21 protein-coding genes and 1 tRNA gene are annotated in these 20104 nt (G+C 62.5%); 10 read left to right on the top strand and 12 right to left on the bottom strand.

Going from position 1 to position 20104, the window contains the following annotated elements:
• Positions 1-35 precede the first annotated feature (35 nt).
• The gene (locus IE127_RS09560) at positions 36-1235 is read left to right on the top strand and encodes a class I SAM-dependent RNA methyltransferase (protein WP_189425453.1); all 1200 of its coding nucleotides are present in this window, start codon (positions 36-38) and stop codon (positions 1233-1235) included.
• Between the two features lie 112 nt (positions 1236-1347).
• The gene (locus IE127_RS09565; RefSeq protein WP_189425454.1) at positions 1348-1731 is read left to right on the top strand and encodes a DUF2147 domain-containing protein; all 384 of its coding nucleotides are present in this window, start codon (positions 1348-1350) and stop codon (positions 1729-1731) included.
• A gap of 55 nt (positions 1732-1786) precedes the next feature.
• Here the strand turns inward: IE127_RS09565 and IE127_RS09570 are convergent, their stop codons facing one another.
• The 4 genes from IE127_RS09570 to IE127_RS09585 all read right to left on the bottom strand — a co-directional run bounded on the left by IE127_RS09570 (position 1787) and on the right by IE127_RS09585 (position 5890).
• Positions 1787-2617, bottom strand: a complete 831-nt coding sequence (locus IE127_RS09570) for a sugar phosphate isomerase/epimerase family protein (RefSeq protein ID WP_189425455.1) — start codon at positions 2615-2617, stop codon at positions 1787-1789.
• On the bottom strand, positions 2614-3783 hold the full coding sequence (locus IE127_RS09575) for a dihydrodipicolinate synthase family protein (RefSeq protein WP_189425456.1): 1170 nt from the start codon (positions 3781-3783) through the stop codon (positions 2614-2616). The genes IE127_RS09570 and IE127_RS09575 overlap by 4 nt, the downstream gene beginning before the upstream one ends.
• Before the next feature lie 98 nt (positions 3784-3881).
• Positions 3882-5033 (bottom strand): Gfo/Idh/MocA family protein, encoded by a 1152-nt coding sequence (locus IE127_RS09580; RefSeq protein WP_189425457.1) that lies wholly within the window; start codon positions 5031-5033, stop codon positions 3882-3884.
• A 116-nt stretch (positions 5034-5149) separates the two neighbouring features.
• Positions 5150-5890, bottom strand: coding sequence for a sulfite exporter TauE/SafE family protein (locus IE127_RS09585; protein ID WP_189425458.1), 741 nt, complete (start codon positions 5888-5890; stop codon positions 5150-5152).
• Between the two features lie 177 nt (positions 5891-6067).
• On the opposite strand from IE127_RS09585, the gene IE127_RS09590 reads away from it, so the two are divergent.
• Genes IE127_RS09590 through IE127_RS09605 form a run of 4 tightly spaced genes read left to right on the top strand, consistent with a single transcriptional unit; the run spans position 6068 to position 9887 of the window.
• Positions 6068-7105 carry a tripartite tricarboxylate transporter substrate binding protein gene (locus tag IE127_RS09590; protein ID WP_189425459.1) on the top strand — a complete coding sequence of 346 codons (1038 nt, stop codon included), beginning with the start codon at positions 6068-6070 and terminating at the stop codon, positions 7103-7105.
• A 60-nt stretch (positions 7106-7165) separates the two neighbouring features.
• On the top strand, positions 7166-7720 hold the full coding sequence (locus tag IE127_RS09595) for a tripartite tricarboxylate transporter TctB family protein (RefSeq protein WP_189425460.1): 555 nt from the start codon (positions 7166-7168) through the stop codon (positions 7718-7720).
• 9 nt (positions 7721-7729) lie between these two features.
• Positions 7730-9250: a tripartite tricarboxylate transporter permease gene (locus IE127_RS09600; RefSeq protein ID WP_189425461.1), complete on the top strand. Its 1521-nt coding sequence runs from the start codon at positions 7730-7732 to the stop codon at positions 9248-9250.
• Positions 9225-9887: a TetR/AcrR family transcriptional regulator gene (locus tag IE127_RS09605; protein ID WP_210310467.1), complete on the top strand. Its 663-nt coding sequence runs from the start codon at positions 9225-9227 to the stop codon at positions 9885-9887. Before IE127_RS09600 ends, IE127_RS09605 begins: the two co-directional genes overlap by 26 nt.
• 11 nt (positions 9888-9898) lie before the next feature.
• Here IE127_RS09605 and yihA read toward each other — a convergent pair whose 3' ends face one another.
• Genes yihA through rpmH form a run of 4 tightly spaced genes read right to left on the bottom strand, consistent with a single transcriptional unit; the run spans position 9899 to position 12962 of the window.
• Entirely contained in the window at positions 9899-10540 is a 642-nt protein-coding gene (gene yihA, locus IE127_RS09610; protein ID WP_189425463.1) for a ribosome biogenesis GTP-binding protein YihA/YsxC, read from the bottom strand.
• A gap of 36 nt (positions 10541-10576) precedes the next feature.
• On the bottom strand, positions 10577-12406 hold the full coding sequence (gene yidC / locus IE127_RS09615) for a membrane protein insertase YidC (protein ID WP_189425464.1): 1830 nt from the start codon (positions 12404-12406) through the stop codon (positions 10577-10579).
• Entirely contained in the window at positions 12403-12828 is a 426-nt protein-coding gene (gene rnpA / locus IE127_RS09620) for a ribonuclease P protein component (RefSeq protein WP_189425465.1), read from the bottom strand. The genes yidC and rnpA overlap by 4 nt, the downstream gene beginning before the upstream one ends.
• Complete coding sequence (gene rpmH, locus IE127_RS09625; protein WP_189425466.1) at positions 12828-12962, bottom strand: 50S ribosomal protein L34; 135 nt, start codon at positions 12960-12962, stop codon at positions 12828-12830. The genes rnpA and rpmH overlap by 1 nt, the downstream gene beginning before the upstream one ends.
• Before the next feature lie 222 nt (positions 12963-13184).
• Between rpmH and IE127_RS09630 the strand changes: the two genes are divergently transcribed.
• The 4 genes from IE127_RS09630 to IE127_RS09645 all read left to right on the top strand — a co-directional run bounded on the left by IE127_RS09630 (position 13185) and on the right by IE127_RS09645 (position 16785).
• Complete coding sequence (locus IE127_RS09630) at positions 13185-14621, top strand: dihydrolipoyl dehydrogenase family protein (RefSeq protein ID WP_189425467.1); 1437 nt, start codon at positions 13185-13187, stop codon at positions 14619-14621.
• Positions 14622-14726: 105 nt separating this feature from the next.
• A complete protein-coding gene (locus IE127_RS09635; protein WP_189425468.1) occupies positions 14727-16166 on the top strand; it encodes a sensor histidine kinase in 1440 nt (479 codons plus the stop codon).
• 107 nt (positions 16167-16273) lie between these two features.
• Positions 16274-16350 (top strand) — tRNA-Arg (locus IE127_RS09640).
• 66 nt (positions 16351-16416) lie between these two features.
• Positions 16417-16785 carry a Rossmann-fold NAD(P)-binding domain-containing protein gene (locus IE127_RS09645; protein WP_210310468.1) on the top strand — a complete coding sequence of 123 codons (369 nt, stop codon included), beginning with the start codon at positions 16417-16419 and terminating at the stop codon, positions 16783-16785.
• A gap of 106 nt (positions 16786-16891) precedes the next feature.
• Here the strand turns inward: IE127_RS09645 and IE127_RS09650 are convergent, their stop codons facing one another.
• The 4 genes from IE127_RS09650 to IE127_RS09665 all read right to left on the bottom strand — a co-directional run bounded on the left by IE127_RS09650 (position 16892) and on the right by IE127_RS09665 (position 20088).
• Positions 16892-18025: an MFS transporter gene (locus IE127_RS09650; RefSeq protein WP_189425469.1), complete on the bottom strand. Its 1134-nt coding sequence runs from the start codon at positions 18023-18025 to the stop codon at positions 16892-16894.
• The gene (locus IE127_RS09655) at positions 18022-18540 is read right to left on the bottom strand and encodes a TetR/AcrR family transcriptional regulator (protein WP_244640085.1); all 519 of its coding nucleotides are present in this window, start codon (positions 18538-18540) and stop codon (positions 18022-18024) included. The genes IE127_RS09650 and IE127_RS09655 overlap by 4 nt, the downstream gene beginning before the upstream one ends.
• 236 nt (positions 18541-18776) lie before the next feature.
• Entirely contained in the window at positions 18777-19196 is a 420-nt protein-coding gene (locus IE127_RS09660; RefSeq protein WP_189425471.1) for a VOC family protein, read from the bottom strand.
• A gap of 34 nt (positions 19197-19230) precedes the next feature.
• Positions 19231-20088, bottom strand: coding sequence for a glycerophosphodiester phosphodiesterase (locus IE127_RS09665; protein WP_189425472.1), 858 nt, complete (start codon positions 20086-20088; stop codon positions 19231-19233).
• Positions 20089-20104: the final 16 nt, after the last annotated feature.

A 20104-nucleotide genomic window follows, 5' to 3' on the forward strand; every position in this document is an offset into this window, starting at 1 on the left:
CTTGAACGCAGTTGCGGCTGCCGTTAGGCAGGCGCATGAGCGAGACAACCACAATTACTGCCCTGGGCCGTCGCGGCGATGGTATTGCCGAACGCGACGGGCAGCGCGTGTTCGTGCCGCTGGCTTTGCCTGGAGAAGTGGTGCAGATCGAGCGGGACGGGGATCGCGGCACGCTTGTCGGTGTCGAGACCCCGAGCGCTGATCGGGTCGAGGCATTCTGTCCGCATTTCGGTGTGTGCGGTGGCTGCCAGTTGCAGCATCTTGACCGTCCTTTCTATGAAAGCTTCAAGACTGGTCTCGTCGTCGCTGCGCTCGAAAAGGCTGGTCTAGACGTCAAATCCGACCGGTTCGTTGACGCAAGCGGGCGTGGCCGCCGGCGGGCGACGCTGCATGCGCGCAAGGAAGGCGCCGGGTATATGCGCCTGCGCAGTCACCAGGTGGCCGATATCGCGCATTGCCCGATCCTTGTGCCCGAACTGGCCTCCCGCGCGCCGGCCATCGCGCGGGCCGTCGAGGCGGTGATCGGGGAGGCGGATGTCGCGTTCACCGCCAGCGATAGCGGGATCGATGTTGCGGTGCGAACGCAACGCCGACAGGCGCGCGCCGAACGGCTGATGCCGCTCCTGGGCGAATTCGGCTTGGCACGACTGGCGATGAATGGAGAGACGTTGCTGCAGGCACAGCCGCCAACGCTGGCCATCGGGCGCGCCAGCGTGAACCTTCCCGTCAATGCGTTTCTTCAGGCGACGGCAGCGGCTGAACAGACACTTGGTGAGTACGCTCTTGCCGGGATCGGCAAGGCAAAGCGGGTCGCGGATCTCTTTTGCGGAGTCGGCACGTTTGCATTTCGCCTCGCCGAACAGGCGCAGGTCACAGCGTTCGACAGCGACCGAGGAGCGATTACGGCACTTCAGCAGGCGGCGCGGCACGCATCAGGGCTGAAGACAGTGACAGGCTTCCGGCGCGACCTGTTCCGCGATCCGCTGACCCGGTTCGAATTCGATGGTTTCGATGCGGTGGTGCTCGACCCGCCGCGCGCCGGGGCGATGGCGCAAGTTGAGGAACTATGCGCCTCAAAGATCGGCCAAGTGGTGATGATTGCCTGCGATGCCGGCACCTTTGCGCGGGATGCTGAACGGCTCGTTCAGGCCGGGTTCACGCTCCGCGACCTACAGATTGTCGATCAATTCGCCTGGTCTACGCACGTTGAAATCGCTGCGACTTTTACCCGGTAAACTCTGCGCAACCGTAGCGCGGGGCGGGCGTTAGATGACCAAGGGCTTGTACTTAATCCCAATGCGCGCTCGCTCAAGCGAGCGTCGCTGACTTGCGTGGAGTATCGCAACAATGTTCATGAAAACTCTTTCTGCTGCTGCGACCGTCATGACCTTTCTCGCTGTTCCGGCTTTTGCCCAGGACGCAACACCGGCAGGAACATGGCAGGACCAGTGGGGCACGACCTTCACGTTCTCGATGTGCGGTGACGGCACCCAGCTTTGTGGCGTCCTCAATGACATCCAGGGCGATTCGCGTACCGAAGAAAATCTTGCCTATGTCGACCAGCAGGTCGTTCAAGGCGAGCAGACCGGCCCGAACACCTGGGAAGGCGACATCGCGTTGAATGGCGGCAATGCCAGTGCGACGGTCGAACTGGTCGGGCCAGACACGCTCACGATTACCGGCTGTCAGGCAGGCATCCTGTGCTCGAGCATCGATTACACCCGTATGTAATCGACCACGACACTTAAAAAGAAAGAGCCCCGGTTTTTCCGGGGCTCTTTTTGTTTCAGCAGACTGTTTCGAACCGCTGCTTGATGGTTTCCAGCACCTCGTCGCCGGGGCGTTGCCACCAATTGTCCTTCGAAAAGATCTCGACTTCCTGCGGGCCGTGATAGCCGGCTTCTTCGAGCATGGCGCGGATCGACTTAAGGTCTATGACGCCGTCACCCATCATGCCGCGATCGAGCAACATGTCCGTTGTCGGAACCAGCCAGTCGCAGATGTGATGCGCAAAGATGCGGTTCATGCGGCCAGCACGGGCGATGGCACCGGCAAGGTTCGGGTCCCACCACACGTGGTAGACGTCGACCGCGACGCCGACGGTCTCGCCGAGCACCTCGCACATGTCGAGCGCCTGGTCGATGGTGTTCACGCAGGCGCGGTCGGCGGCATACATTGGATGCAGCGGCTCGATGGCGAGCTTGACCCCGGATGAACGGGCATGCGGCAGCATCGCCGCAATACCGTCGAGCACCATCTGGCGCGCCCCGGCAATGTCCTTGGAGGAACCGGGCAGCCCACCAACGACCAGCACCAGGCAATCGGCGTTCAAGGCCGCAGCCTCATCGATTGCACGGTGGTTGTCGTCAAGTGCCTTCTGGCGACCCTCGGCGGTGTCTGCCGGAAACATGCCGCCGCGGCAAACGCCGGTGACCCGCAGCGAGTGCTCGCGAACGAGCCGTGCCGCTTCATCAAGGCCGATCGCCTCGATCTGGTCGCGCCATGGCGAGATCGCGGTGATCCCGGCTTTCACACACCCTTCGACAGCCTCGGCGAAGCCCCATTGCTGGCGGGTCGTTGCGAGGTTGAGCGAGATGATGTTCTCAGTCCCGCTCATGCCGACACTCCGTGCACGCGCAGAACGTCCTGCATGCGCTTGGCCGCAAGTTCCGGATCGGCGATGACGCGGGCCTTGTCGGCAAGCCGGAACAGCTCAGCCAGGTGCTGCAGCGAGCGCGTTGACTGCTGTCCACCGATCATCGTGAAATGATCCTGCAGGCCGTTGAGGTAGGCGAGGAAGACGACGCCGGTTTTGTAGAACCGGGTCGGGGCGGCGAAAATATGCCGGCTCAACGGCACTGTTGGCTCGAGCAGATCGAAAAACTCGTTGGTGTTGCCACGCCCCAGAGCCGCGAGGCCCGCAGAAGCCGCCGGCGCGATGGCATCGAAAATGCCGAGAAGCGCGTGCGAATACCCCTCGTCATCGCCAGCGATCAGTTCGGCATAGTTGAAATCGTCGCCGGTATACATCTTGACGCTTTCCGGCAGGCGCCGGCGCATCTTGATTTCCTTTTCGGCGGACAGCAGCGAGATCTTGATGCCATCGACCTTGTCGGCATTGGCGGCGATGACATCGAGGCAGACATCCATCGCCTCGTCATGGTCGGCCTTGCCCCAATAGCCTTCGAGCGCCGGGTCGAACATTTCGCCGAGCCAGTGCATGACCACCGGTTGCTTAACCTGAGAGAGGATGTGCCCGTATACCCGGGCGTAGTCATCAGGTGTCTTGGCAGCAGCGGCGAGCGCACGGCTGGCCATCAGGATCACCCGGCCGCCTTCGCCTTCAACGAACCCGACCTGCTCTTCATAGGCCTTGATGATGTCGTCAATGGTGACATCGGGGCCCGGTGCGAGATGATCGGTGCCGGCTCCATAAGCGATCAGTGCATCGTCGCGGCCTCGGGCTTCGGCCTGGGCGCGGCGGATCAGTTCCTGCGCATCGGTCCAGGTCAGCCCCATGCCGCGCTGCGCGGTATCCATGGCTTCGGCGACGCCGAGCCCGAGATCCCAGAGGCGATGGCGGAATTTCAGTGTCTGATCCCAATCGATCGCGGGCGTCAGCCAAGGGTCGTTGCTGGCCAGCGGATCGGCGACAACATGCGCCGCAGCATAGGCGATGCGCGGGAAATCGGTGGCCTTGTAACGCTCGAGCGCAATTGGCGTGCCGGTCATCTCGTAGGGGGTGATGGAGCGGTCTTCGTTGGGCAGATGAATGGTGGGCATGGCAGTCCTCCCTGATCAAGCAAGCCCCCGCGGACGGTAAACCGACCACGAGGGCGCATGGAGTGCGAACGGGCCGGACAGCCCGTTGAAATTGGTTATCAGATGTCGAGCTTCGGAACGTCGAGCCAGCGGCGCTCTTCCCAGCTCTTGAGACCAAGTTCGGCAAGCTGCACGCCTTTGGCGCCGGCGTCGAGGCCGTAGTCCCACGGCGCATCTTCGGCGACGTGCTTGAGGAACATTTCCCACTGCACCTTGAAGCCGTTGTCGGCCGGCCAGTTGTCCGGAACTTCTTCCCAATCGTCAAAGAAGTTCATGGTCTGCGGCTGGTCGGGGTTCCACACCGGCTTCGGTGTGTTGACGCGGTGCTGGGTGTAGCACTTGTGAAGGCCCGCAACGGCGGAGCCGTGCGTCCCATCGACATGGAAGGTCACGAGATCATCGCGGCGGACACGAGTGGTCCAGCTCGAGTTGATCTGTGCAATCACGCCGTCTTCAAGTTCAAACGTCGCATAGGCCGCATCGTCGGTATCGGCGGTGAAGCGATTGCCTTTTTCGTCGACGCGCTCCGGGATGTGCGTGGCGCCGAGGCAGGACAGGGCCTTCACTTCACCGAACAGATTGTCGAGGACGTAGCGCCAGTGGCACAGCATATCGAGAATGATGCCGCCGCCATCGCCCTTGCGATAGTTCCACGATGGGCGCTGTGCCGGTTGCCAGTCGCCTTCGAAGACCCAGTAGCCGAACTCGCCGCGGACCGAGAGCATCTTGCCGAAAAAGCCGCTGTCGCGCAGCATTTTGAGCTTCATCAGGCCCGGCAGGAACAGCTTGTCCTGAACGACGCCGTGCTTGACGCCGGACTGCTTGGCCTTTTTGGCGAGAGCGACGGCGACATCGAGATCGTCGGAGATCGGCTTCTCGCAGTAGATCGCCTTGCCCGCATCAATGGCCTTTTCGAGCAGCGACGCACGCATCAACGTCGTGCCGGCATCGAAGAAGACTTCATCGTCTGGATTGGCGAGCGCCTTGTCGAGATCGGTAGTGTAGCGCTCGACATTGTGCTTTTTCGCCAGCCGCTCGATCTTTTCGGCATCACGGCCGACAATGATCGGGTCGACCATTAGCCGGTCGCCATTGGAAAGCACGACGCCGCCCTGATCCCTGATCGCCAGGATGGAGCGCACGAGGTGCTGATTGTAACCCATACGGCCCGTCACGCCATGCATGATGATGCCGATCCGTCTTTCCGCCATTGCAGAGCCTCCCGAGTAATGCCGCTTCGCGGTGTAACTGATTAGTTACTTAGCTACACCCGGCGACGGACAAGCGTCAAGCACGGAGTGCGCAAAAACTATGCAAACTGGCGCTTTCAAAGGCCCAAGACCATTTTGAGACCGATCAGCCCGAGAAAGATCAGGATCAGCCGATCGAACGCCTTGCGGCTGAGTTTTCCGGCCAGCATCTGCCCGACGGGCATGAAAACCAGGATTGGTACCAACGCGAATACCCCCTGCAGCAGCCAGCTCGGCTGCATGACGCCGAGCAGCCAAAGCGATGGCAGTTGCGTCACCGAGTAGACAAGAAACATGGCCGACACGGCAAACACATGCGCATCGCGCTCCATCGACATCGAATGGATGAAGGTGACGCCGATCGGCGCGGAAATTCCGGTTGCGCCCTGCAGGATCCCTCCACCGGTGCCCGCGAGCGGGCCGAACCTGCGCGCCAGCTTTACGGAGAGCTGAAAATGCGGGTTGGTGAGCCGCAGGACGACATAAACCAGCAGGATGATGCCGAGGCTGAGTATCAGGATGCGCTCCGGCAGAGCGGTCAGAAGCCAGGTTCCAATGACGATGCCGACGACCCCGCCGACGAGGAACCATGGCAGGAACACCATGCGCTGATCCGACCGCTGAGCGCGAAAGCTCCAGACCTGCCAGGCATTGGTGAAGATCAGCGGGATTACCATCAGGCCGATGGCGTGCTGCAGACCGAACACGGCGGTGAGCACAGGCAGCGCCACCAGCGGCAGCCCCATGCCGGTTGCGCCCTTGACCACGGCGCCAGCCGCGAGGGCAAGCGCCATGACGATATAGCTGGTAATATCCACGCCCCGCCCCGCTTTCGTGAGATATGAGACTTTTACGTCCTCTCGCCGTAACGGCGCAAGACGCGGGCGTTGGCGAACCGTGCGGTTACTTATGATTGACAAACCGTTCGCCGCGCGACACTCTGTCACGGTTGGACCAGACATCGGAACGGTGCGGTCCACCTCAGGGAGGAAGCCATGAAAGCCTTTGTAAGACCGACACTCGTCGGCTGCGCAGCAATGCTGTGCGCCGCTGGCGCCGCCAATGCCCAGGAGTGGCAGCCGGATCGTCCAATCAACCTGATCGTGCCGTGGGGCGCGGGTGGATCGACCGACCAGGTGACGCGCGTGACCGCGCCGATCATTTCCGAGGCACTGGGTGTCGAGGTGGTGGTGGTGAACCAGCCGGGCGCTTCAGGCGCCATCGGCACGCAGGAAGTGCTGAATGCGCCTGCCGACGGGTACACCTGGACGGCCAACGCCATCGCCAACAACGCGACCTACGCGATTACCGGATTGCTGGAAGATACAGATATCGACGATTGGCACATCTATCTGTCCGTCGCTAACGTGCCGGTGGTGAGCGTGCCGGCGGACAGCGAGTTCGAGGATTTCGGACAGCTGCTCGACGCGTTCCAGGAGCGCGGCCAGGAGATCACCGTTGCGACGGCTGGCATCACCTCGTCGGGCGGTACGGCAATTGCCGCGCTCGGCGCCGAAGGTGACTTTGATTACAACATGATCACCTATGATGGTGGCGGGCCTGCAGCCATTGCGACCGCCTCGGGCGAGGCGATGGTGACGACGCAGCTCGCGGTTGAACAGACCGAACTGATCCGTGGCGGCCGTCTGCGCGCGCTTGCCGTTCTGTCGGACGAGCCGCTGACGATCGACGGTGTCGATCCGATCCCGCCGATCACCGAGTGGATCCCAGACATGCCGCTGGCACCGGACTATTTCGGCATCTTCATTCCGTCGGACGTGCCGGATGAGGTGAAGGCGACGATGGACCGGATCTGGGAAGAAGACGTGATGAATTCCGAAGAAATCCGCACCTATGCGGAGAACTTCGGTGCGGTCTTCGCGCCATCCTATGGCGAGGAAGCGCGTGAGCGCGCCATGCCGGTGGTGATCCTCGAGGCTTGCGGCGCCGTCGATCGCAACGAGGCCGTGACCGATCCGTCGACCATCGGCATCGACTGCGAGACGATGACCGAAACCGGTACCGCGGAATAACCACCTAACACAGGTCATCGCCGCCTGGCGGCGGTGACCGTTTTTGCAAGAGCAGCCGCAATGAGCGACGACAGCCTCAGCACCTCCCCATCCGAGGAGGCAGAAGCCGCAGCGGCTTCCCGCATGATCCGGGCCGATCTGGTGATGGCCGTCGTGCTCATCATTCTCGGGGCCGCTATCCTTTATGGCTCATGGACCATGCCGCGCCTCGAACTGCGGCGGGTGCATCCGCTGACGGTGCCGGGACTGGTGCCGGGCATGCTGAGCTTTGCGCTGATCATCTGCGGGGCGATCCTCGGTGGACGATCGGTGCGCCGGCCAGCCCCTGGAGGCTGGCATCTGCTGGGTGCGGCGCTGCTGAGCCAGCAAGCGATGCGCGCCGGAACAGTGATGGTGCTGGCGCTCATTTACAGCCTGATCCTTGTCGGGACGCTGCCGTTCTGGCTGGCGACGGGACTGTTCGTGTTCAGCTTCGTTGTCGTGTTCGAAGCCTGGCTTGGAGTGCCAAGAAAGCCATTGGTGCCAACACTGGCGTGGGCGTTCGGGCTGGCCGTTGTTACTGCTGCTGCGGTGACACTGGTGTTCGAACGCGCCTTTCTCGTGCGTCTTCCCTAGGAGCCGGTGATGTTCGACGGTCTGTTCATGCTCGGCGATGGCATCGCGCATTTCCTGACGCCGATATCGCTGTTCAATATCGCCTGGGCAACGCTCTTGGGAATCGTGATCGGCGCCCTGCCGGGGCTGACCGCGACGATGGGCGTGGCGCTTCTGGTGACGCTGACCTATCGCATGGAGCCCGACCAGGCGATCCTGTGCCTGATGTGTCTTTATGCCGGCGCCATCTATGGCGGCAGCCGCACCGCCATCCTTCTTGCCATTCCGGGAACACCTGCAAGCGCCGCGACGACGCTTGACGGGCATCCGCTGGCGATGCGCGGGCAGGCGGGTCTCGCCATGGGTCTTGCGACGTCGGCCTCAACCATGGGTACGATTGTCGGCATAGTCTGCCTTGCGCTCGTGGCGCCGCTGCTGAGCGAGGCGGCGCTGCAGTTCGGGTCTTACGAATTTTTCTGGCTGGCGCTGTTCGGCGTGTTGATCTCGGGCCAACTGACGGCACTCGATGATCCGCTGAAGGGCTACATTGCGGGCATTCTCGGCCTATTGGTCGCAATGGTCGGCATGGAGACGCTGCATGCACATGTGCGCTTCACATTCGGCATCACCGCGCTGTCGGGCGGGGTCGATCTGATCCCGGCGATGGTGGGCGCGTTCGGATTCGCCGAAATTCTTGCGGTAATGAAGCGGACAGTGGAGGCGCGGGTGGTGACGTCAGCCGATCGCGTGGTGCCGCGGATCGGGGAAGTCGCGCGATACTGGAAGACTTCGATTCGCTCGGGGCTGATCGGCACATTTGTCGGCATCATTCCGGGTGTCGGTGAGGATGTCGGCGCGTGGGCTTCCTATGCTGCGGCCAAGCGCGTCAGCAAGGAGGCCGACCAGTTCGGCAAGGGTAGCCAGGAAGGGCTGATTGCAGCTGAAACCGGCAATTCAGCGGTGGTGCCGGGGGCGATGATTCCAACGCTCACGCTGGCTCTGCCGGGCTCGGCGGCAGCGGCAGTGCTGATTGCCGCGATGTTCATCCACAATATCCGCCCCGGACCGCTGCTGATGGTGGAGAATCCCGAATTCCTCTACCAGATCGTTGCGATCCTGCTGTTCTCGACCCTTGCCATCCTGGTTTTCGGGTTGTCACTGACGCGCCCGCTTCTCAAGGTGCTGGCCGTGCCGCGTGAGCGTTTGATGGCGGTGGTGTACGTGCTATGCGTTGTCGGGTCTTTCGCCATCACGCAGCGCATGTTTGATGTCTATGTGATGATCGCCTTCGGCATTATCGGCTTCATCCTGCGGGAAATGAAGTATCCAATGGCGCCGCTGGTGCTCGGCATCATTCTTGGCGACCTGCTCGACCTCAACCTGCGGCGCGGGCTGCAACTGACCAACGGCGACCCGTCGCCGTTTTTCACCCGACCGATCAGCGCGGTGATCTGCATCGTGATCGTGTTCACCATTCTTATGTCTATTCCGGCGGTCAATAAACGTGTCAGATCCCTCTTCAGCCGTGGAAGCACCGCGTCGCCGCCCTGATACCGGGGCGCGACGCGGCCGCAATGCGGTCAAGACCAAGGCTGCTATTCTCGCGGCCGGGCGGGCGGAGTTCGCCGAACGCGGATTCGAGGGTGCGCGCGTCGATGCCATTGCCGACAGGGCGGGCGCAAACAAGCGGCTGCTTTACCATTACTTCGGTAACAAGGAGGATCTCTATGGAGCGGTCCTTCTCGACGCCTATCAGGAAATTCGGCGCGGCGAACGCGAGCTCAGCCTCGACCAGTATGAGCCTGTCGAGGCAATGGACCGGTTGGTGCGCTTCACCTTCCGGCACTTTCTGGCCAATCCCTGGTTTACCAAGCTGCTATCGACTGAGAACGTTGAAAACGCGCGGTTCTTAAAGACACTGCCCGATATCCCGGCCTTGCACTCGCCGCTCGTAGGACAAATCCGTACGCTGATCGAGAGGGGCGGTGCCGCGGGCGTATTCCGCCGCGATGTCGATCCGGTGCAGCTTTATATTTCGATTGCTGCGCTTGGGTATTTCTATGTCTCGAACATTGCGACGCTGTCGGTGATCTTCGACAAGGATCTGTCGAGCGTGAGCATGGTGCAGGAGCGCGAGGCACACGCGGTGCAGATGGTGCTCGACTATTTGCGCACCAATAGGGGCTGATGCCCGGCCTATTATTCCAGCAATAGCGAAATTTCTGCCCGCAGTTCGGCGAGGCCGAGGCCTTTTTGGCTGGAGGTCGGCAACAGCTCTGGATGTGCCGCCGGACGCTTGGCAATGGCCTTGCGGGTTGCAACCATTGCGGCCTCGAGATCGCGCGCCGAAGGCTTGTCGGCTTTGGTGAGGATCACCTGATAGCTGACGGCGCTTTGGTCGAGTTCGTTCATGACACTGAGATCATTGGCCTTGGGGCCATGGCGCGCATCGATCAACACGTAAACGCGCCGCAGGGTGGGGCGTCCCGTCAGATACTGATGGATCAGGCGCGTCCACGCCTTGACCTTGGGCTCAGGCGCTTTTGCAAAACCGTAGCCCGGCATATCAACGATCCGCAGTGGCGCCGACTGGCTCTCGAAGATGTTGAGCTCCTGCGTTCGCCCAGGCGTGTTGGAAGTGCGAGCGAGAGAGGACGTTCCGCACAAGGCGTTCAAAAGTGACGATTTGCCTACATTGGAGCGCCCGGCAAAGGCGATCTCGACGCGATCGGCGGGCGGCAGGTCGTCGATGCGCACGCAGCCTTTGACGAACTCGAACGGCCGGGCGAACAAAAGCCGCCCGGTCTCCAGCGTTTCCTGAGAATAGTCAGTGTCGGACATACGCGGTTTCCGCTCGGGTTCAGCCCAAAGGCTGGATCATGCCTTGGGCGATGAGTCCGCCTGCTTCGGCTTTCGCTTGAAGCTGGAGGCGATATTTCCGAACAGATTTACCTCTGCGCCATGCCGCTTCATGATCACCCATTGCTGACAGATGGACAGGAAGTTGTTCCAGGCCCAGTAGATCACGAGACCGGCAGGGAACGATCCCAGCATGAACGTGAACAGGATCGGCATGAGCGAGAAGATCATCGCCTGCGTCGGATCCGGCGGCGGCGGGTTGAGCTTCATCTGCACCCACATGGTGATGCCCATGATGACCGGCCAGATGCCGAGGTGCAGGAAAGTGCCGAGGATCGGGATGATCGTCGGATCCCACGGAATCAGCCCAAACAGCGTGAAGATGTTGGTCGGATCGGGCGCGGCAAGGTCGCGTATCCAGCCAAAGAACGGCGCGTGGCGCATCTCGAGGCTGATGAAGATGACGGTATAAAGAGAAAAGAACACCGGGATCTGGATCAGAATCGGCCAGCAACCCGACAGCGGATTGATCTTTTCTTTCTTGTAGAGCTCCATCATCGCCTGCTGCTGGGCAGGCCGGTCGTCCTTGAGGCGCTCCTGGATCGCCTTCATCTCCGGTTGAACGCGGCGCATTGCGGCCATCGAAGCATAGGAGCGGTTGGCGAGAGGGAAGAAGATTGCCTTGACGATAACGGTCACTGCCAGAATGGCGAGGCCGAAATTGCCGAGAATGCCGTAAAGGAACGTCAGCAGCCAGTGCATCGGCCGGGTGAGGAAGTGCAGCCAGCCCCAGTCGATCAGCAATTCGAGACGGTCGAATCCGTATTCCTGCTCGTAAAGGGCGAGAACGCTTTCTTCCTTGGCGCCGGCAAAGGCATAGCTCTGCTGGCTGACCGTCCCGCCTGCCGGGACCAGCGCCGGCTGGGTTTCGACAAAGCTGGTCTGATAAACATTGATACCGTTGCGAACGGCGTGCGAAAAGCGCGCATTGATGCCGGTCTCGGGCGGCGGCATGACCGTCGTGCCCCAGTATTTGTCGGCAATACCGAGCCAGCCACGCGTACTGTCGAAGTCTACGGTGCCATCGTTCTGGATGTCGTGATACTTGCGCCCGACCCAGTTGTTATCGCCGAGAACGCCCAGCAGGCCTTCGTGCTGGATGAAGAAGTTGGCGACCTGCGGCGTGCCTTGACGCACGATGCGTGAATAGGGGAACAGCGCGACATCGCCCTGACCCTCATTCTCGACCGACTGGGTGATCGTGAACAAATAGTGCTCGTCGACCGCAATGGTGCGGTTGAAGATCAGCCCGTTGCCATTGTCCCAGGTGAGGGTGACAGGTGTTTCCTCGGTCAGCGTCGCGGTGTCGCCGGCAACGCTCCACTCGGTCTCGCTGTCCGGCACGGCAACGCCACTGCCGCTTGCCGGGACCCATCCCTGCTCGATGAAATAGCCGTTCGGGCCGTTGGCAGGGGAGAGAAGAGTGATAACCGGTGAATCGGGATCGACCGTTTCGCGGTAGTTCTTCAACTCAAGGTCGTCGATGCGGGCGCCGGTGAGATTGATCGAGCCGTGCAGATCCTCGGTATCGATCTCGATGCGCTGGCTTGCGGCGATGGCCGACGGCCGGTCTTCGAACATCTGTGTGCCGGAGGCGCTGGCGGGCGCACCGTCAGCAGATTGTTCGGGCGTCGACAGGGCGGAATTGAGCTCATCCTGCTCCGCCTGTGCCAGCTCGGCATCCTGCATCGCGCGTTCCATCTGCGGGCCGGCAACGAAATACTGCCAGCCGAACAGCACGATCATGCTCAAGACGATGGCGAGGATGATATTGCGATTGTCGTTCATGCTCGGGGGTTCCGCTGTCCGCCGGATCGGCCGGCTGTAGATCGTGGGGGCCGGGGCCGTGGATCATGCACCCGCTCTATGGCGCCGCTGAGCATGCCTACCAGCTCCGAAAACGGCACTGAGAGCGCCTCGCGCCGGCCGACAAGCACATAATCATGCCCGTGGCGAAAGTCATCGGCACATTGTGTCACGGCCGCACGCAGGCGCCGCTTGATCCGGTTGCGCTCTGGCGCGTTGCCGGTTTTCTTGGTCACGGTGAAGCCGACACCGACATCATCATCACCATTGGGCACTGCCTGCAGCCCAAAAGAAGACCGCCCGGCGCGCAAGCCCCGGGCAGCTCTCAAAAATTGCCACCGCGCCTTCAGATGGCGCAGGCGACCCGCTAGGACGGGCACGGCCGCTATTCGGCCGCTGCACATCAGGCCGAGAGCTTCTTGCGTCCCAGGCGGCGGCGGCGATTCAGAATTGCACGTCCGTCCTTGGTGGCCATGCGGGCACGGAAACCGTGACGGCGGGCGCGGACGAGCTTGCTCGGCTGGTATGTACGCTTCATAACATCAGACCGCGCCTTGCACGGTTCCTCTTGTTCGACTCTGCTTGCGCAAGAAAGTTTCCCGCTGCAGACAAAGGCAGCGCTGGAATTCGGCGGCTGTATAGGCAAAGGTGCCCGCCAAGTCAACGCCGCGCCGGCCTCAAAGGTCGGTTTCGATGCCAGTTTGCAGGCATTGCCGGGGCATGTACAAGCAAAATGGTACTGAGGCAGAACGAGGCGGAGATGGCCCGGCAGCGTTTACCGGATCTTTGTGTGATCGGCGGAGGCGCCGGCGGGGTGGCGGTTGCCGAAGCCGCGCGGCGGCATGGCGCCAGCGTCATCCTCGTCGACCGCGAGGGTTCCGGTGCCGGAAACCAGCTGGCAGGGCTGGCCGGCAATGCGCTGTTCCGGGCGGCGGGATTGGCCCACGACATGCGCCGGGCGCAGAGTTTCGGCCTTGCGGCTGCCGAACCGAAACCGGCTGCACGGGCGGTTTTCGAGCATATCCGCGATGTCGTGACCGAGGTGGAGCCGCGGGCCGGCGCCGAACGGCTGGAAGGGCTCGGTGTCGAGGTCGTCCGGGGGGAGGCGCGCTTTGTCGATCGTCGAAGCATTGAAGTCGACGGCGCGCAAATCGCGGCGCGAAGGTTTGTCTTGGCGACGGGATCGCGCCCGTTCATTCCCGAGATTGCCGGGCTCGACCAGTGCCGCTATTTCACAACGACGACGATATTCGACAACCCCTACAAGCTGACGCACCTGGTGGTGATCGGGGCGGGGCGACACGGGCTGGAGCTGGCGCAGGCCTATCGGCGGCTGGGCGCGGACGTGAGCGTTATCGATGCCGCAAAGGCGCTTGGTCGCTCAGATCCCGAACTGTCGGCGATGGTCTTGCGGCAAGTGGTCGCGGATGGCGTCAAGCTTTATGAGCAGACCACTGTGCGCCGCGTGCAAGCGCGCAGCCAGGGGATCGGCATTGAGTTGAGTGGACCCGACGGGCGTCAGGTCACGCTCGATGCCTCGCATTTGCTGGTGGCGACGGGCCGCCGGCCCGATATCGAGACGCTTGGGCTCGATCAGGCGGGTGTGAAGCGTGACCCAACCAGGCCCGAACGGCTTCGCGTTGGTGATGACCTGAAAACCACCAATCGGCGTATCTATGCCATAGGCGATGTCTCGGGCGGTTTGCGTTATGGCCACGCAGCCGAGCATCAGGCACAATTGGTGGTGCGCAATGCCTTGTTCGGGCTGCCGGCGCGCTATCGTGCGGCCCTCATCCCGCGCCTCTGCCGCACCGCACCGCAACTCGCGGAAGTCGGGCTCGGCGAGCCGCAGGTGCGTCAGCGACGGCGCCAGGATTTCACCGTGACGCGGTTTTCCCTCGCCGAAAACGACCGGGCGCGCGGCGACGAGGAAGGACATGGCGTCGCCAAGATGATCACCGACCGGCATGGGCGAATCGTCGGCGCGGGGGTCGTCGGTGCCGAAGCGGGCGAGGTGATCGCTCTGTTTTCGATGGCAATTGCCAATGGGCTCTCGGCGCGGCACCTGGCCGGGTTTGTTGCCGCCTATCCGAGTTACGCCGGGATTGCCCAGCACCTGGGGGCACTGCATGAACAGCAGCAGTCTGCAAGCGGCGGGTTGACGTGGTTGTCCCGGCTTGTGCGTAATCTGCCCTGACGGCGCAATTGCTCCGCGAGGGCCGACTGATCCGCTGGGAACGAGGCTGCGTAGCAACACGTTGAGACGCCGGTCGATTCCGGCCGTTCTCCAAAAAGGAGGCCGATGCGCGCTTCTCCACCCCAACTCCCCAGCCCGTTTCGCGGACTGTCCGTAAAACTGCTCACCGCCTTGATGGTGGTGATTCTTGCTGTGGAAATTGCTGTTTATCTGCCCTCACTTGCGAATTATCGCGCCAGCTGGCTGGATGACCGTCTTCGGGTGGGCGTGGTGGCGGCGCGCGTGCTGGATGCCGTGCCTGATGTCATGGCGCTACCGCGCGAGCTGACCGACCGGTTGCTGCGATCGGCGGGGGCGGATGCCATCGTTTATCGGCGCGAAGGCCAGAGCCAGCTCATCGAACTGGCCGATGCGCCGACGCCGCGCGAGGCGGTGACGGCCGACATGCGCATGCGCGATCCGATAACGCTGATCGGCGGAGCGCTCGATACGCTGTTCTCGGGGGGCGATCGGACGCTGCGCATTGTCGGGGAAGGCGAGCTTCAGGAAAGCCTTGTCGAGGTGCTGATGCCCGAGCGTGCGCTGTACCTCGAACTGGTCACCTACTCGCGCAATATCCTGCTGTTGTCGCTGCTGATCGCGGCAATCACCGCGCTCGTGCTCTATGTCTTCATCAATGTGCTGGTGATCCAGCCGGCGCGGCGGCTAACCGAGAATATGCTGGCGTTCCGCCAGGAGCCCGAGAATGGCACGCTGATCATGGTGCCGTCGTCGCGGCGCGATGAAATCGGTGTTGCGCAGCGCGAACTGGCTGCCATGGAAACCGATCTTTACACCATGCTGCGCCAGCGCCGGCACCTGGCCGATCTCGGCCTCGCCGTTGCCAAGATCATCCATGATCTGCGCAACACGCTGACATCGGCGCAAATGCTTTCCGACCAGGTGGCGACGCTCGATGACCCGAAGGTGCAAAGGCTGGCGCCACGCCTCGTCAACACGCTGGACAAGGCGATCAGCTTTGCCCAGTCGGTGCTGGACTACGGTCGGGAGAGCGCCACACCGCCATCGCCCTCGCGCGTCGCACTCAAAGGCTTGATCGATGATGCAGGCTTTGATGCCGGGCTTGCCGGGCATCCCGACATCGTGTTTACGAACGAAGTCTCCGCCGATATCGCCTTGAATGTTGATGCGGTGCAGATGACGCGGGTTCTCGTCAATCTCTTGAAGAACGCCCGCCAGGCGCTGGAGCAGCGCACGCTCGAAGGGCGGGAGCCTGAAATCCGCGTGAACTTCGATCAGGGTGCGGAAGGGGTCGTGCTTGGCATCGAGGACAACGGGCCGGGCCTGATGCCGCGGGCCCGCGACAATTTGTTCGTCGCCTTTGAGGGGTCGGCGCGGTCAGGCGGCACCGGGCTGGGGTTGGCGATTGCGCGCGAACTTACGGAGGGCCATGGCGGCCGCCTGCGGCTTGCCGACAGGAAAACCGGCACGCGATTTGAGATCGTTCTGCCAAGCGCGGTACGTCGCGACGAGCCAAACAGATAATCTGTCGTGCAACGCTTGCATTAGCCATTCCGCCCATGTATGGCTTTGCGCGCTTCGCCGATAGCGGCTTTCGCTGTTCTCGGCCCGTCGATCTTTGATCGGCATGCGCGCCCGTAGCTCAGCTGGATAGAGCACCAGACTACGAATCTGGGGGTCAGAGGTTCGAATCCTTTCGGGCGCGCCATTTTTCTTTTATGATATCATCATGTCGTGAAGAAACGCGATTTACACCGCCACCGGCAGTGCTCGGGTGGGCTTCATCGACGCCGATGATATCGCCGCTGCCGCCGTTGCCTGCCTCACTTCATCCGAGCCGCTCAACGGCGACAAGGTCCTGACCGGCCCGGAGGCGCTCAGCTACGAAGATACCGCCGGCATCGTCTCGGAGGTGACCGGCAGGACGATCCGCCACGTTGCCCTGTCCCCCGAGGAGCTGGCCCTTCGCTTCGAGGCGCAGGGACTGCCGCGCGACCATGACGGTATTCTCGCAGGTCTGGACGAAACCATCTGCACCGGTGTCGAGGACCGCACGACCGATGGCGTGGCGCTGCTGACGGGGAAGGCGCCGGTTTCATTTCGCCAGTTCGCCAAGAGCAACCTCGGAAGCTGGCAGGTTTGACTTCGAAGAGCCTGCGAGGCGCTGCTGAGTGGCTCAGCAGCGCCGCTCTTCAGCAGAGGCCAGCAGATTGGCCAAAGGCACATGCGTCCGTATTTTGTCACTCAGGCTAAATAACTGCGCTTTCGACCACTCTCCGTGCCCGGAAAGCCCCCGCGATCAGCGCCACCGCGGCGAAGCATATCACGGCAGGTCCGACGCCCGCGCCCGCCATGAGAACTCCAAAGAGAGGGGCACCGACGGTCTGGCCCACGGCGATTGTCAGGAAGCCGACCATGAGTCCGGTCGCGGGCCGATCCGGCAAGGCGTGGGTACCCCAGACCAGGTAAACCCCTGTCAGCATGATGTAGGCCGCGCCGAAAACGACACCTCCGACGAATGTGATGATCGGCCCGAGGCCGAGTCCGACCGACAGGATGCTGGCTGCCGTCAGGCCAAGAAAGGCCCTGTGAACGCGATCGAGGCCGAACTGGCTGACGAGCGTTCCGGCCCAGGCTCCGGCCAACCCGCCGATGCCGATACACGTCCAGAGAAGGCCGGTACCGGTCGGCCCCCAGCCCATCTCGCTCGAGACGATCTGACCGCCAAAGGACCAGAGCGCGGTGCTTGCAGCTCCCATCAGGAAAGACGCGGAAATCAGCCGCAGAACCGGACCCGTCATCGGGGGCAGGCCCCCCGCGCGTTCACTGCCCGAGGCGGCCGGGAGCGAGATCGCGGCCGCAATGGCCAACACCAGGGCCGCGGCTGCGAACGCTCCAAATGCCAGCCTCCATTGTCCAGTGATGGCGAGCGCGATGGGCCCCGATAGAGCCACGCCCGCGCTCGTCCCGGCGTTGATTACCGTGTTCGTGAGGTCCTGACGGCTCTTCTGCACCGCGGCGGCGACCGCAGCGGCCATGGGCGGAGAAGCGAGGCCCGTGCTCGATCCGGCGACCACGACGGCGATGGCCAGGATCAGCGGCGACGGCGCGAGGGCGATGCCGGCCATGCCCGTCGCGGCGACTAGGGCGGCGCCGACCGCGACGATGCGTGCCCCGATCCGTTCGGTCAGCACCGCAGACGCGATGATGGCGATGCAATAGCCGGCAAACGAGCCGCCGGAGATGAGACCGCTGAGCGAGGGGCCGAGGCTTAGATCGCCGTCGATCTGAGGCAGGAACAGTCCGAAGGCGAAGCGGGCGAAGCCGTAGCAGACCGCGATGAGGGCGAACCCTGTCGCGCCAATGCGAAGGGCCGGGCTCATGCGCGCGCCCTCTCCAGCAGGATGGCCGCCGCCGCCCGCGCGGCGGATACGGCGCCTGCGCCCCTGTAGACTGCTGCATGGGTCGCCCCTTCGAGGAGAACCAGCACCTGCTCGGACAGGACCGGGTCCTCGCGTCCGAGGTTCACCGCGACAACTTCCTCGATCCGTTTATGAAACGCCGCCTTGTGTGCCGCAACCGCCTCGGCGATCTCGGGCGTGTCGCCGCCGGTCTCGGCCCGGGAGCGCAGGAAAAGGCACCCTCTTGTTCCCTCGACCCGCACCCAGTCCTCGAGGGCTGCAAACAGCGCGTCTACGCTTTGCACCTCGAGCCGAGCCATGAACCGCCGGTCCCGCTCGGTCAGCACCCGCGCCATGAGCTGCGCCTTGTTGCCGGCATGCTTGTAGAGCGTCCGGCTCGACATCCCCGCAGCCTCCGTCAACCGATCCATGCCGGTGGCCATGTAGCCGTGCCGATCGAAAAGCCGCTCGGCGGCAGCGGTGAGTTTGCTGGTCATGTCCATAAGAACCTCCTTTGGGTGCCCTTGGACATACAAGTAAAACGAACGTTTTACATGTCAAGCCAGCAGCTGCTGAGACTTGTGCGCTGAACGATGCTCCGTGCCGTCACGGATGACCGCTTTTCTCACGCCGCACCACCTCCCTGAAGATCGCGCCAATGGAGGGCAAAATTGGCGATCAAGTCGACTGCGTCGGGGGCTTTCCTCGCAGCAAACGTCGGGCGTTGGCGCCCTTAAGTTTCAACGATGGTGACGCCCTTATCCGGGTGTGCACGGTAGTGGGCGAGGCGCGATTGCAGGGAACCGAGATGGAGTTCGAGCTTGTGCCCGTCCGGATCGAGGAAATAGATCGATGCGCCTTCACTGCTGTTGTCCTGCCAGAGGCGCGCTTCGCCGAGAAGGCGCTGCCGCAGGACGGCATAGTCAGCGTCCGAGGCGCTGAAGGCGATATGGGTGTAGTCGTCACGTCGCGAGGGCGCCGCGCTTTTGTCGAGCGACAGGCATAGCCACAAATCCCCAGCCTCGAGATAGGCGCCATTCGTCCAGACCGCGCGAAGCCCGCACCCGAGGATATCGCGGTAAAAACTAATGGATCTTTCGAGATCGGTCACCGCAAGGGTGATGTGGTTCACGCCGGAAATTCGCGCTGTCATGGCTGGTCCTCAATCTCTTGGGGGCTGCAATGCGCTAGATGGCGAATGCGGATGCCACGCCTTGCGGATCGTCGGTCGTGATCTGGTCGACCCTGAGCTCAAGCAACCGCTCGATGATCGGGCGCGTGTCGTCGTTGACCGTGCGGATTGTCCAGGCGTCGACACGACGCCCGGCATCGTGAAATGCCCCGATGACATCGAAGCCTTCGCGATCGAGTTCGATCACGAGCTGCCAGGCGAGATAGATCATTTCGGCATCGGGGGAGGTGGCAAGCGCGGTGTCGACGAACCCGCGATAGTCGGCAGTCTGTTGCAGCGCCGTGATCGTCTCCTCGCTGCACGGATCATAGCCGATGCGCGGCTTTTGAGACGGGTTGTCGGTCGTCTCGCCAAGGCCCGCCAGCAAATCAACCGCCCTGGCGCTGCCCGAGGACAGGATCAGGTTACTGGCGACCGGCGCTGTCGCCTCGCGAAAGTTTCGGATTGCCGCGTCATTGAGGACAGTCTCATCTTGTTTGTAGTCGAGTTGCAGCAGGGCATCAGAGTGAATGGATCCTGCCGCCATCAACCGGCAGAGGTCGCCAAGCAGCATGACCGGTTGATCTGTCGGTGCGCCGGTATTGTCGCGCAGATACAACTGGCGCAGGGCATCATCGCCGAGTTCAGAGACCAGGCCGCTGCCGGTGGTTTCCTCCGATAACTCCAAGTTATGGAGCACAGCGAACCCATTGTCGCCGGTCACGACAAGGTCGACCTCGATGGAGGCGCCCACGGTCATCGCCTCGATCACACGCCGGCCGGTAAAGACGGGATCGGATAAGCAGCGCCGGGCCCGATGCCACTTCAGCATCGCCGTGCGACCGTTTTGCGTAATTGATACGGGTGCTGACATGAACCGAAGGACCTTT

Source organism: Devosia pacifica (assembly GCF_014652635.1).
In the GTDB taxonomy this organism is placed as follows: Bacteria; Pseudomonadota; Alphaproteobacteria; order Rhizobiales; family Devosiaceae; genus Devosia; species Devosia pacifica.